Origin of the sequence: Agriterribacter sp., from assembly GCF_035497235.1 — a bacterium.
Classification (GTDB): domain Bacteria; phylum Bacteroidota; class Bacteroidia; order Chitinophagales; family Chitinophagaceae; genus Agriterribacter.
Genome location: NZ_DATJEB010000010.1, coordinates 1 through 12425, shown reverse-complemented (window position 1 = coordinate 12425; position 12425 = coordinate 1). Strand labels below are relative to the sequence as shown.

Annotated in this window: 14 protein-coding genes; 7 read left to right on the top strand and 7 right to left on the bottom strand. The window is 42.9% G+C overall.

All coding sequences use genetic code 11. From position 1 onward, the window contains the following. Positions 1-122 precede the first annotated feature (122 nt). The 5 genes from VL121_RS02360 to VL121_RS02340 all read left to right on the top strand — a co-directional run bounded on the left by VL121_RS02360 (position 123) and on the right by VL121_RS02340 (position 5432). Positions 123-875, top strand: coding sequence for a TrmH family RNA methyltransferase (locus tag VL121_RS02360; protein ID WP_325401754.1), 753 nt, complete (start codon positions 123-125; stop codon positions 873-875). A 157-nt stretch (positions 876-1032) separates the two neighbouring features. Continuing rightward, positions 1033-2496, top strand: coding sequence for an aldehyde dehydrogenase (NADP(+)) (locus VL121_RS02355; protein ID WP_325401752.1), 1464 nt, complete (start codon positions 1033-1035; stop codon positions 2494-2496). Between the two features lie 119 nt (positions 2497-2615). Then, a complete protein-coding gene (gene pruA, locus VL121_RS02350) occupies positions 2616-4247 on the top strand; it encodes an L-glutamate gamma-semialdehyde dehydrogenase (protein WP_325401750.1) in 1632 nt (543 codons plus the stop codon). A 29-nt stretch (positions 4248-4276) separates the two neighbouring features. Beyond that, positions 4277-4786: a bifunctional pyr operon transcriptional regulator/uracil phosphoribosyltransferase PyrR gene (gene pyrR, locus VL121_RS02345; RefSeq protein WP_325401748.1), complete on the top strand. Its 510-nt coding sequence runs from the start codon at positions 4277-4279 to the stop codon at positions 4784-4786. A 148-nt stretch (positions 4787-4934) separates the two neighbouring features. Continuing rightward, positions 4935-5432 (top strand): CHRD domain-containing protein, encoded by a 498-nt coding sequence (locus VL121_RS02340; protein ID WP_325401746.1) that lies wholly within the window; start codon positions 4935-4937, stop codon positions 5430-5432. A 106-nt stretch (positions 5433-5538) separates the two neighbouring features. On the opposite strand, the gene VL121_RS02335 is transcribed toward VL121_RS02340, so the two are convergent. Together VL121_RS02335 and VL121_RS02330 are read right to left on the bottom strand one after the other, a co-directional pair. Next, positions 5539-5973, bottom strand: a complete 435-nt coding sequence (locus VL121_RS02335; RefSeq protein WP_325401744.1) for a hypothetical protein — start codon at positions 5971-5973, stop codon at positions 5539-5541. 227 nt (positions 5974-6200) lie between these two features. Next, positions 6201-6971 carry a porin family protein gene (locus VL121_RS02330; RefSeq protein ID WP_325401742.1) on the bottom strand — a complete coding sequence of 257 codons (771 nt, stop codon included), beginning with the start codon at positions 6969-6971 and terminating at the stop codon, positions 6201-6203. A 159-nt stretch (positions 6972-7130) separates the two neighbouring features. On the opposite strand from VL121_RS02330, the gene VL121_RS02325 reads away from it, so the two are divergent. Beyond that, the gene (locus tag VL121_RS02325) at positions 7131-8738 is read left to right on the top strand and encodes an OmpA family protein (protein WP_325401740.1); all 1608 of its coding nucleotides are present in this window, start codon (positions 7131-7133) and stop codon (positions 8736-8738) included. Between the two features lie 16 nt (positions 8739-8754). Here VL121_RS02325 and VL121_RS02320 read toward each other — a convergent pair whose 3' ends face one another. Next, positions 8755-9363, bottom strand: coding sequence for a DinB family protein (locus VL121_RS02320; protein WP_325401738.1), 609 nt, complete (start codon positions 9361-9363; stop codon positions 8755-8757). 387 nt (positions 9364-9750) lie between these two features. Here VL121_RS02320 and VL121_RS02315 point away from each other — a divergent pair, with 387 nt between their 5' ends. Further along, the gene (locus VL121_RS02315) at positions 9751-10197 is read left to right on the top strand and encodes a cold-shock protein (RefSeq protein ID WP_325401736.1); all 447 of its coding nucleotides are present in this window, start codon (positions 9751-9753) and stop codon (positions 10195-10197) included. Positions 10198-10276: 79 nt separating this feature from the next. Here VL121_RS02315 and VL121_RS02310 read toward each other — a convergent pair whose 3' ends face one another. From VL121_RS02310 to VL121_RS02295, 4 genes are all read right to left on the bottom strand, one after another. Beyond that, a complete protein-coding gene (locus VL121_RS02310; RefSeq protein WP_325401734.1) occupies positions 10277-10465 on the bottom strand; it encodes a hypothetical protein in 189 nt (62 codons plus the stop codon). Positions 10466-10623: 158 nt separating this feature from the next. After that, a complete protein-coding gene (locus VL121_RS02305) occupies positions 10624-10746 on the bottom strand; it encodes a hypothetical protein (protein ID WP_325401732.1) in 123 nt (40 codons plus the stop codon). Positions 10747-10779: 33 nt separating this feature from the next. Then, on the bottom strand, positions 10780-12057 hold the full coding sequence (locus tag VL121_RS02300) for a Gfo/Idh/MocA family protein (RefSeq protein WP_325401730.1): 1278 nt from the start codon (positions 12055-12057) through the stop codon (positions 10780-10782). A gap of 170 nt (positions 12058-12227) precedes the next feature. Further along, a partial coding sequence (locus VL121_RS02295; protein ID WP_325401728.1) for a hypothetical protein occupies positions 12228-12425 on the bottom strand: 198 nt, incomplete at its 5' end.

Below are 12425 nucleotides of genomic sequence, written 5' to 3'. Positions count from 1 at the left end.
TTTTAATTTGCCGATTTCAGCGCTGATATTTTGCCGGATGGAACGCCTTGTATACATTATTTTTGTGAAAAAAAATTTACTTGGGCGTTTCGTTGGTGAATCAGACATAAATAAAAATAAGGATGCTCAGCAAATCAAGGGTCAAATATATTCAAAGTTTATACCATAAAAAATTAAGGGATGAAGAAGGATGTTTCGTAATTGAAGGCCCCAAAATTACGGAAGAATTTCTGTTGCAGGCGCCGGGCGAAATACTTGCGCTGTACGCTGTTGAAAATTGGCTAAGCAATAACAATACCTGTCTGAAGGAAGTAAACCCATCATGTATTTTTCTGGCAGACGCATCAGATCTTGAAAAAATATCTTCCCGCAGCACGCCCAACCAGGTGCTTGCCATTGTAAGAAAAAAGAAAGATCAGCCGGAGACTACTATTCACCCCGGTCTTTTTTTAATGCTTGATGGCATACAGGATCCCGGTAATTTTGGTACCATCGTGCGCATAGCCGACTGGTTTGGCATCAGCACCATACTATGCAGCCCCGAATGCGCTGACCTGTATAACCCCAAAGTCGTTCAATCTACCATGGGCAGCTTACTGAGAGTAAACGTAATATATACCCTCCTTACAGACTGGTGCAAAGCCAATGCCGGCACTGATATATATGCGGCAACACTACAGGGGAAATCAATATATCAATGCTCTCCCCTGGCGCATGGCGCCATCCTGATGGGCAATGAGTCGAAAGGAGTTCATCCGGAACTACTGGGCTTCTGCAAAGAGGAGATAACTATTCCCCGGACAGGACAGGCGGAATCTTTAAATGCGGCGGTGGCAACCGGCATCATATTATCGCATCTGGTAAAACAGGTTTGAGCTATGGGCTGTCAGCTGTCAGATTCGGCTATCAGCGTTCAGCCAAAAACTACTAAGGATCGGCCGGGTACTTCTTCTCTCACTTTTTACAACTCACTATTGACTACCCACCACCACTCCCTAAAATGCCGTATCTTGGCGCATCAAAAAATAAGGAATGAACGATATTGATATGGTAATGCAAAACGCCCGGCACGCGTTTAATAGTTATAAGACACTGAGCCCGGCTAAACGCGCCGGTTTTTTAAATGAAATAGCCGCGGCAATAGAAGCGGCAAGGGAGTTGCTGATACCCGTGGCACATGAAGAATCGAATCTTCCCCTCCCCCGCTTAAACGGAGAATTGAGCCGCACTACCAACCAGTTAAAAATGTTTGCCCGTCTTATTGAAGAAGGTAGTTGGGTAGAAGCAGCTATTGACACGGCAGATGCAACCAGAACGCCACCCAAACCCGATACCCGTAAAATGCTGTTACCCGCAGGCCCCGTGGTGGTTTTTGGGGCCAGTAACTTTCCATTCGCCTTCTCCACTGCAGGTGGCGATACGGCAAGCGCACTGGCATCGGGTTCCTCAGTAGTTATTAAAGGACACTCAGCGCATGCCAAAACCTCACAATTGGTTTTTGAAGCCATGCAAAAAGCAATTACAAAAACAGGGGTACATACCCATACCGTGCAACATGTATTAGGTTCAGGCAGCACAGCAGGTAAGGCCCTGGTTGTACACCCCAACACAACCGCTGTGGGCTTTACAGGCTCATTCAGTGGCGGCAAAGCATTATGGGAATATGCCAACCAGCGCGAAACCCCCATTCCCGTTTTCGCGGAAATGAGCAGTATTAACCCGGTAGTATTTTTGCCCGATACGCTGCAGCAAAATTCTGCAGCATTAGCCAAAAGCTATGCTGCATCCATTGCCCTGGGCATGGGACAGTTTTGTACCAATCCCGGATTACTGCTTGCTGTACAAAGCGATGCACTGGACAATTTTTTAACCCTGCTGGGTAATGAGATTACACAAACCCTTCCGCAAAAAATGCTGCATAGCGGCATTCATGCGGCTTACAGTAAAGGGCTGGATGCGGCATTGTCGCAAAAAGGAATAGAAAAAATAGGGCAGGCGGCAAAAGCTCCCGGCGAGGGAGAGGCTTTTCCAACAGTAGCAAAAGTAAAAGCAAATATTTTTTTACAAAACCCGCATTTCCGCGAAGAAGTTTTTGGACCTTATTCCTTAGCCGTTTGCTGCGATAGTAAAGAAGAATTAATAGTGGTGCTGAAACAACTGAAAGGGCAGCTAACCACCACAGTTATGGCTACAGACGCCGATATTACTGCTCACCAGGATGTAATTGATCTGCAAACCACCCTTGCAGGAAGAATTATTTTAAATGACGTACCCACAGGTGTTGAGGTATGCGCCAGCATGGTACATGGCGGCCCCTACCCTGCCACTACCGATGGGAGATTTACTTCGGTTGGCACTACCGCTATTAAACGCTGGGTACGCCCGGTTTGTTTCCAGGGTTTTAAAAACAGCATGCTACCCGATGCATTGAAGAACGGCAATCCGCAAAATATATGGAGAATAGTGAATAATGAATGGACCAATGCAGCGATATAAACAGATGATATTAATATTAATATAAATTTATATTAAGTGTAACAAACAACAAACGAACTCCCACTCCTATTCTGCTTTATCTTTGCAATTCATCTGTTCATTACATCAATCATACCGTTATGAGCTTAGGTTATTTCAGCTATCCTTTACCGGTCAATGAACCTGTGCTGAACTATACAGCAGGCAGTGCGGAAAAGATCAGCTTAAAAAGAACACTGGCGGAACTTAAAAAAGAAACGGCCGATATACCTATGTATATCGGCAGTAAAGAAGTGAGAACCGGTAAAAGCGTGGCTATTCATCCGCCGCATGAGATCAGTCATGTATTAGGCTATTTTCATGAAGGCAATGAAAAGCATGTGCAGCAGGCTATTGACGCCGCGCTGGCAGCCAAAGCGGCATGGGCCGATATGAACTGGGAAAACAGGGCGAATATTTTTTTGAAAGCCGCTGATCTCATGGCAACAAAATACCGCTCTTTTATGAACGGCACTACCATGCTTGGGCAAAGCAAAAATGCTTACCAGGCAGAAATAGATTCAGCCTGTGAACTAATTGATTTTTTAAGGTTTAATGTACATTACCTCAGTGAAATATATAAGCAGCAGCCGGTTAGCTCCGCTGGAGTACACAATCGTATGGAATGGCGCTCACTGGAAGGATTTGTGCTTGCAGTTACGCCGTTTAATTTTACCGCTATCGGAGGCAACCTGCCCACTTCGGCAGCCATGTGTGGTAATGTGGTAGTGTGGAAACCGGCCAACGCCCAGGTTTTTTCCGCGCAGATGTTCATGCGTATTTTAAAAGAAGCCGGGTTACCTGATGGAGTGATCAATTTAATATACGTGGACGGGCCTGTACTCGGGAAAGTTTGTTTTTCGCACCGCGATTTTGCGGGGGTTCACTTTACAGGTTCTACGGCCGTATTTAATACGATATGGAAAACGATTGGAGAAAATATCGCTTCCTATAAAAGCTACCCGCGTATTGTGGGGGAAACAGGCGGAAAGGACTTTGTGATTGCTCATAAAAGCGCTGATGCGGATATTGTAGCAACCGCTTTATTGCGCGGGGCTTTTGAATACCAGGGGCAGAAATGCTCGGCCGCCTCAAGAGCCTATATTCCTGATAATATTGCCGATGAAGTGAAAAAGAAACTGGTAGCCGGAATTAAAAGCTTTAAAATGGGAACGGTGGAAGATTTTTCCAATTTCATTAATGCGGTTATTGATGAAAAGGCTTTCGATAAAATAAAGACATACATAGATAACGTAAAAAAAGACAAAAAAGCAGAAATACTGGCAGGTGGCAAATGCGATAAAAGCAAAGGCTATTTTATTCAGCCCACAATTATTGAAGCAAAAGACCCCAAATATGTTACGATGTGCGAAGAGATTTTTGGCCCGGTATTAACCATTTATGTATACCATGCCGGCAAGTTTGAAGACGCCCTGCAATTGGTTGACGAAACCTCTTCCTACGGTTTAACAGGTTCCGTTATTGCCCGTGACAGGGCCGCGGTAGAGCTGGCCACGGATAAGCTTCGCCATGCGGCCGGTAACTTTTATATTAATGACAAGCCTACAGGCGCAGTGGTAGGACAACAACCCTTTGGCGGCGCCAGGGCCAGCGGCACTAACGATAAGGCCGGTAGCATGCTTAACCTGTATCGCTGGCTGAGTGCAAGAACCATTAAGGAAACCTTTACTCCGCCGGCAGATTACGCATACCCCTTTTTAGGTGAAAAATAAATTACATTCGCTGTTAAAATATTCATGCATTGAAAATCATTCTCGATCCCTACCAGTTAAACCTTACTATACAGCGCCTGGCGTACGAGATCATTGAGCGGCATAGCGATCTGTCTAATACCGTATTGATCGGCATTCAGCCCCGCGGCGTTTTTTTATCGGACAGGATCGCCGCTCACATCCGGAAGCTCTACCCTGCTATTGATATAAAATATGGCAAACTGGATATTACCTTTTACCGCGATGATGTGCGCAACGAGCTGCATGCTGCCAATAAAACAGATATTCCATTTTCTATTGAAGAAAAAAAAGTAATACTCATTGATGATGTGCTGCATAAGGGCAGAACCATACGGGCGGCCTTAGACGCTTTACTTACTTTCGGGCGGCCACGCCAGGTAGAGCTTTGCATATTGATTGACCGCCGCTTCAGCCGCGAATTACCCATACAACCCGATTATTGCGGCAAAGCCATAGATTCCATTATTTCGCAAAAAGTAACAGTAGAATGGGATAAGGAAGAAGTGGTGTTGTATTGAAATCGGAACATTGTTTATTCACGATTTTATAATGATTGTACTTACACATGGCAGCATTTTATTGTAACTTAAATGTTCCATTCCTGTGTTATTCCTTTTCTATGAATGACATCTTACTTCTATTTGTTAACAATTAAAAGATTGCATCATGAAAAAGAACACGTTTGGTTACATGCTTATGTTTGTAAGTATAGCGATTTTCTCCTGTACAAAGAGTAATTTAATGCACGATGATGGTGCTGCAAATGCTATGCAAATGGCCGACAAAGAAGCCAATGGTGGCGGCCCCTATGTGCTCAACATGGTAATTCAGCTCAGTGGAAACAATGAAGTTCCCGCTGTTTCCACCACAACAAAAGGCGTTGCACATTTAAGGGTAAGCGCCAGTAAAAAATTGTATTCTAAAGTCATTGTACAGGGTTTGGAAAGCGGCGATGCTTTACGATTTGCCCATATACATGCCGGCGCCACCGGTGTAAATGGCCCTGTTAGAATTTTCTTATGCCATACCGCGGCTGATTTCGGGCAAAACATAGTAACAGAACTTACCGATGAACAATATAATTTTCTTTTAAATGAGCCAGCATATGTAAATGCGCATTCCAATTTTAATCCTGCCGGTATTATAAGAGGACAGGTTCGTTAATATGATACATAAAAAAGTGCTGATATATACTATACCAGCACTTTTATAAAAAAACGTACAAGTAAATACCTTGCTTTAGTACGTGAGCGTGTTTAATTACATTAACCTATAACACGTTTCTTTCAAACTTTTTATTATGAAACAGGAAAGGAACCAGGAAAGAAGCGCCAATGCCCATAATAATAATAACGCCTAATAACAAACCCCTGAATTGCACGGTCATCTCATGATTTACAGAACGGTTCACTCCTTCTGCCTGCCAGGCCAAAAACACAGTAAGGAGGGAAAACAGAATGATAAAAACCAATTCACCTTTTGCTGATGCTTTTGTAAGTGCAAAATAAATCAGTCCAACCACAATAAAAAGGATGTTCACTCCAAAAATAATAGAGGCTACATTAATGATATCTGTTGGCATAAACCCTGTTTCGGCCCGGTAAACAAGGTTATAGGTTAAGCAAATGAAAGTGCTTATAATACCTACAAAAAGCCCGGTTAAGAAGGCTTTAGAAAACGGGGTTTGAAAATTTTCGTATTCCATATAGTTTATTTTTTAAAGTGAAGAAGCATTGTGACATCATTTAAGCAGGTAAACGGCAGCGGAAAAAAGACAATATAAATTTACAAAAAAACAAGGCACTGCCCCGATGCATGCATCCGGGTATGTACGGATCAGTTGTAGCAACACGCCTGAAGCCCTTAACGCAACAAGCGTAATGGCAGTTGGTTAACCGTTTGTTATTAAGTAAGAGGGAGTGCCAGTTTCTTTTAATGAGGCAACGTATACGCGTAACCAAGTGTTAAAAACAAACCTCCTGTACGGCTTTTACCATTGGCATCTGTATTTTTTTGGATAGTTGTTAAACCATAAGCTCCTCTTGCATCCAGTATTATTTCACCGGAACTGCCAGCCGGATAGGCTAATCCGATTCCTCCTGTAATACCCAAATTAACCGGATTGATATCCTTCTTTATATCGGTATCAGCCTTAAAAGACTGGGAAGGCAATAGCTGTCCCTGGATACTTAGCGGCTGTGTACCTCCTTTATCAAAATAAAGCCGGCTATTGCCATTTGTTTTTTGAGAAGCGTTCAGTAAAATGCCAATATAAGGCCCCGCATTGAGGTAATACTTTAGCGTGCTGCCCCATGTGAATTTTACCGTAACCGGAATTTCGATATAGTTTAAAACAGATTCATTTTTAAAATCGGCATACAGCACGGCGCCTGGTGGCAGCATTTGCGACAATGCCTGGGGGATAGCGGTAACCGGCTGCATGCCTTGTCTTTTTCCTCCCTGCCCGGCGTAATTAACAGCCGCTTTTACAGAGAACTGTTGCGTTATGCCCACATCAGCGAACAGTCCAAAAGTAGCAGCAAGCCTTGATGAATAATCCTTGCTGATTTCATTGTCTCCGCTGCTTTTTAACTGGGGAATACTAATACCCCCGTTCACGCCTGCCGATATGGTTTGGGAAAATAATGACCCTGATAAAAAAACACAACAGCCAATAATGCATACTGCTATATAATTTTTCATATTGATTAATTTAATATGGTCAAACTACCTTCTAAATTAAGAAAGAAACAACTGTGCCTGAATTAATCTTCTGCACATGAACGCATAGCCATGCGCCACCTGCTATAGCGCGTTTATATTATTTATGCAAAATTTACGTTTTATAGTAAATCCGGTATCGTGAAAAAGACCATCCTTACTCTTCTGGCGTATTCGTATATTCAAACTATTGCCGCACAAACCGCTTTCGACAGCGCAATAGTATTAGTACCCCAGGCAGCCAACATCATTACCGCTTCCACTATCGTTAAAATCGAAAACCTGGGCATTAATATCAATTCCGATTTACCGGAACTAAGGCCAACCATATCGGCAGATGGCAATCTGCTGTTCTTCATCTGCCAAAACCATCCTGCCAACACAAAATTCCGTTCTGTACCCAATTCGCAGGATATATGGTATTCCAAAAGGGATAGCCTGGGCAACTGGAGTGAAGCCCGGCACATGCGCGCTCCTTTAAACAGCACCCATTATAACGCCGTGTACTGGATATCGCCCGACAACAACAGGATTTTAATACGCGGCGCTTTTACCGAAGGCGCTTTTCTGGGTAAAGGGGTAAGTATGAGCCATCTGCAGGCCGACAGCACCTGGAGCGCGCCTGATATGCTGTACATTAAAAACTTTGAAAAATATGATAAAGGTCGCCAATCCGGCGCTACCATGGCCCACGATGGGCAAACGCTTTTATTGTATATGACCCCTGAAAGAGGCAGTCCGGATAATGATCTGTACGTATGCTTTTTAACAACCGATGGTACATGGACTGAACCCAAAACATTGGGCAAGAAAATAAATTTACCTGCGTATGATGAAATGACGCCTTACCTGGCTGCGGATGGCGTAACCTTATATTTTAGCAGTAACCGGCCGGGCGGACTGGGAGATAATGATATATGGATGACCAAAAGATTAGATAAATCATGGCAAAAGTGGAGTGAACCGGTTAACCTCGGCAGCCCTGTTAATACGGCGGATTGGGATGCATTTTTTACCCTGGACGCCGGTGGGGAATACGCTTATTTAACCACTAACTTAGATACCTATGGCGAAAGCGATATTGTGCGGGTAAAATTGCTGGAGAAAGAAAAGCCGAACCCCGTGGTATTGGTGAGCGGGAATGTGTATAATGCAAAAACCAAACAACCGCTGAGCGCTTCCCTTATATATGAAACGTTACCAGATGGAACAGAGGCAGGAAACGGCGTGTCTAACCCCTCAGACGGCGCATTTAAAATAGTGTTACCCTATGATAAGAATTACCTCATAAGAGCAACCGCGGATAAGTTTTTTGCGCAGTCAGAAAACTTGAACTTAGACTCTTTAACCAAAGCCGGATATAAAGAGATACATAAAGACCTGTATCTTTTTCCTATCGAAATTGGGCAGGTAGTACGCTTGAACAATGTGTTCTTTGATTTTGATAAATGGGATCTGCGCCCTGAATCCTACGTAGAATTAGACAGGGTGGTAAAGCTGCTGAAAGAGAACCCTGCCATTGAAATAGAAATGAGCGCCCACACCGACAGTAAAGGCTCCGATGAATATAATTTTACATTAAGCGACAACAGAGCCAGGTCTGTAAAGGATTACATCCTTTCTAAAGGCATAGCCGAAAGTAAGATCATTTCGCAGGGATATGGCGAAACAAAACCCGTAGCCACAAATGATACGGATGACGGGAGGCAGTTGAACAGAAGAGTTGAATTTAAAATTTTAAAGAATTAGTGTCAATTGAAAAATACTACTCCTTTGGAAAATTTGGATCCATTTTCACCTCTTCGATTTGCAGGGTATGCCTCCTGCTATGGGCGCCAATAAATAAAATTACCTGGTAGGCATCAAGGCTGCCAAATGGAAATGCAGCAACGTGATTGCGCAGGTCGGCTTCGGTATTATTAACGTAGATAATAAGTTTTGCCCTGTTTTCTTTAAAGGAAGCTAACGCTTCCTCCGCATTTTTGAAAGAAATATTCTGAGGTTCAAGCGGGGGCGCGGTCTTCACCTTATGTGAACGGTCGGCAATTTTAATCTTTACTTCCTCATCTGTCATTTTAATTTCCGTTCTTTTTTCCGGGTTGGCAGCCTGTTCTATCGCACCGTTGGCGGCTTGCCATAACATCGTTTCAGAAGCTGCAATATGTTTCAGACATTCTTCTATGCTCCATTTATCTTCTGCAGGCTTAAATTTTAATTGCGCTTCGCTCAGGTTTTTAACAGAAGCATATACTCCCATTTCCGTTTCTTTTAAAAATTTGACGGCATCTTTTCTCTCTTTTTTTGAAATGCCTTTTTCGGGAGCAACAAATGAAAGCACCATTACTGAGGCAACAAACAAAAATATCTTTTTCATAAAAAAAATTGAGTGGATGAATAAAAAGACTAAATACGAAAGAAAACCTTCCGTTAAGTTAATACATTTAAAAATAAGAACATATAAATTTCATTAGCGATAAGGGAACAATACACTTTTTTAAAACATAGTTCTTTGTGTACCGGCCTGTAAATAGTATTTGCTGCAGCTATTACTTTTTTTTCCTTTAAAAGCAGTTCCGGGCAGCAACCTGCATTCGGCCATGCCGAATTGTAAAACCAAGGCCAGGCCTGACTTACAAACATCTGCCTGTAAATAGCAGGAAATTTCGTACTTTTGAAAGGATACGTGAAAGGCTTCGTTACTTTTCCTGCAATCTCTTCACCTGAAAAAACAATCAGTTAAACATTAAGTAAAATTATATTTATGGCAGAAACCTGGAGTAAAAAAGAAAGAGAAAAGAAAAAACAACAAAACAAGAAAGAAAAAGCTGAACGCAAACAAGAACGAAAGGAAAATTCAAAATCGGGCAAGAGTTTGGATGACATGCTCGCCTATGTAGATGAAAATGGTCATTTCTCATCTACACCTCCTGATCCACGGAAAAAAGTAAAGATTAACGTAGAAGACATTGAAATTGGCGTTCGCAAACAGGCAGATATTGATCCGGCAGATTTGATCCGGAAGGGGATTGTAACTTTTTTCAATGAGTCGAAGGGCTACGGGTTTATTAAGGATAAAGAAACACAGGAAAGTGTTTTTGTGCATATCAATTCATTGTTAGAACCGGTTAAAGAACACAGCAAAGTAACGTTCGAAGTTGAAATGGGACCTAAAGGCGCTAATGCCGTTAATGTGAAGCTTTCTACTTAATACTTGAGTTCTTCTTTTTATCACTGCTTTTACCAGTATGGTTGTTCAACCTGTTATTAGCACCATTATAATTCGGGCATCAGGGAATATTTTCCTGCTGCTGTAATGCATCTGCCAGTCCGGTAAGCGACCATCCATTATTGGGATTTACAGTCAGATCTTCCCTGTATACTTTTTCAGCGGCTACATATTGTTTAGCTTTCAGCAAAACACGACCCAGGTACTGCCCTGCCGGATGCGGCCAATCTCTTGGCTCATTATACAGCATAGCCGTTTCTTTAGGTTTTGTTTTTGCTATTGTGTTTTTATGTGCCCACTGTGTCTATGTGTTTTCCTCTTTGAACACATAGGGTGATAGGTACACAGCTTCACATAGGCGCATCCGTAATGGTGTTGAGGTATTACATTATCTTTTGTCCTGATTATTTATATTGCCCGTCCTGCTTTTGTTGCTTCTTTAACTTCCATCAGTTCGCCGGTCTTCACAGGTAAGGATGGCAAATCTTCTTCCGGGCGGCATAGGAAGCTTACCCTTATCCCCAAAGTCATTACATACAGCTTGATCGGCAGCCAGTACTTCTTTTAAAAATCATTAAAATTCCATGGAGCACGGTAAGGTCTTGAGATCATCAGGTTAGCCGAGTCGTCATCAAATTTTTCCCTCCTGGGATTCCACTTCAGCGGCTTTTGCAGCTCATATGCGATATTTACCGCATTACACACGGTGGCTGTACGGTGTCCTATTTCCACATCCGCAACAGGTCTTGTTCTTTTTTTAATGGCATTAATCCAATCCTGGTGATGGTTATCGCTGTGGTATAGTTTTTTGTCGGATGACCTAAGCTGCAGACTAACAATATTCGCCGGGTTGGAGCGTAAAAAAGATCTGGATACTTCTATGGTACCTTCTGTACCAATAAACTGGATGGCATTGCTCTCTCCCCATTGCTTATGATTAACCACAATTCCATTAGCATAAGTAAAAGACAGACCACTTTGAGCGCCCGGGGCTGAAGGCGGATTAAATTCCACTGGGCCGGAATGGTCCATGTCCAAAGCCCATTGCACAATGTCGAACATGTGGGCGCCCCAGTCTGTAATATACCCGCCGCCAAAACCTTTGTAGCCGCGCCACCAGGCCCAGGAATTATCTTCAATAGGTGGCGATAATACGGGATTGTAGCCCCGGTATAGTGACGGGCCGATCCACATATTCCAGTCGAGGTACTCCGGAACGGGCAGGGAAGGCAGATCGCATTCTTTTACCGGCTCGCCAACCGACACATTAATTTCTTTTACCTGTCCTATATATCCATTCCGCACCAGTTCACTTGCCTGCCTGAAATATTTCTGAGAGCGCTGCATACTGCCGGTTTGCAGCACCCGCCTGTATTTTCGCACCGCCTCAACCATGGCCCTGCCTTCAGCAATGGTTAAGGCAAGCGGCTTTTCGCAATATATATCTTTGCCTGCCTTTGCCGCATCAATAGTTATCTGGGCATGCCAGTGGTCGGGAGTAGCTACTACCACCGCATCAATATCCTTTCTATTCAGTAACTCCCGGTAATGACCATACGATGATACATCAGTATTTGCCTTTTTAGCATTGGCAGCTTTTGCAAGTTGTATAAAATAATCCAGCTTTTTTTTATCTACATCACTGGCAGCAAGGGTCATCACTTCCGGCAAAGCCGACATTCCATTTAATAAACCTCTTGCCTGTTTACCAAGTCCAATAAAGCCAAGGTTAATACGATCATTGGGCGCTATATAGCCCCTGCCACCTAAAACATGCCGGGGCACAATGGTAAATGCCGCTGCTCCAAGTAATGTATTTTTTATAAATGTCTTTCTCTGCATTTGTATAACGTTTAGGATTGAACCCTAAATATAAGACATTTTGGATAGCGCAGGAATACCAGCGATTCTGCGAGTAAATTATTTCAACCAGCTTTGATAGTCTTGAAAACTCTGGGCAAGGCTTCGTTGATCAGCACTTATGTTAATAATACGGCTGTTACTTGTTCCCCTTATGATTGTTTGTTGTATATTAATTTAGAGTGGTTATATAATTCCTGTTTTAATCTGCATCCAAACCTGTCGGTATCGCAACTTATCACACCGCTCCCTTCAACGCCAACCGTATAATGCCCCGATATTTTATTATTGTAAAAAACCCTCTTTTCTATCAGCCGCTTTATCAAATCGCCTTTTATCTTTTCCGGTTC

Bases quoted from the DNA above. Each gene is read 5' to 3' on its own strand.
- VL121_RS02330 (WP_325401742.1), bottom strand. From the start codon at position 6,971: ATGAAAAATTATATAGCAGTATGCATTATTGGCTGTTGTGTTTTTTTA.
- VL121_RS02305 (WP_325401732.1), bottom strand. From the start codon at position 10,746: ATGACTTTGGGGATAAGGGTAAGCTTCCTATGCCGCCCGGAAGAAGAT.
- VL121_RS02315 (WP_325401736.1), top strand. From the start codon at position 9,751: ATGGCAGAAACCTGGAGTAAAAAAGAAAGAGAAAAGAAAAAACAACAA.
- VL121_RS02355 (WP_325401752.1), top strand. From the start codon at position 1,033: ATGAACGATATTGATATGGTAATGCAAAACGCCCGGCACGCGTTTAAT.
- VL121_RS02300 (WP_325401730.1), bottom strand. From the start codon at position 12,057: ATGCAGAGAAAGACATTTATAAAAAATACATTACTTGGAGCAGCGGCA.
- VL121_RS02320 (WP_325401738.1), bottom strand. From the start codon at position 9,363: ATGAAAAAGATATTTTTGTTTGTTGCCTCAGTAATGGTGCTTTCATTT.
- pruA (WP_325401750.1), top strand. From the start codon at position 2,616: ATGAGCTTAGGTTATTTCAGCTATCCTTTACCGGTCAATGAACCTGTG.
- VL121_RS02340 (WP_325401746.1), top strand. From the start codon at position 4,935: ATGAAAAAGAACACGTTTGGTTACATGCTTATGTTTGTAAGTATAGCG.
- VL121_RS02310 (WP_325401734.1), bottom strand. From the start codon at position 10,465: ATGCTGTATAATGAGCCAAGAGATTGGCCGCATCCGGCAGGGCAGTAC.
- VL121_RS02360 (WP_325401754.1), top strand. From the start codon at position 123: ATGCTCAGCAAATCAAGGGTCAAATATATTCAAAGTTTATACCATAAA.
- VL121_RS02335 (WP_325401744.1), bottom strand. From the start codon at position 5,973: ATGGAATACGAAAATTTTCAAACCCCGTTTTCTAAAGCCTTCTTAACC.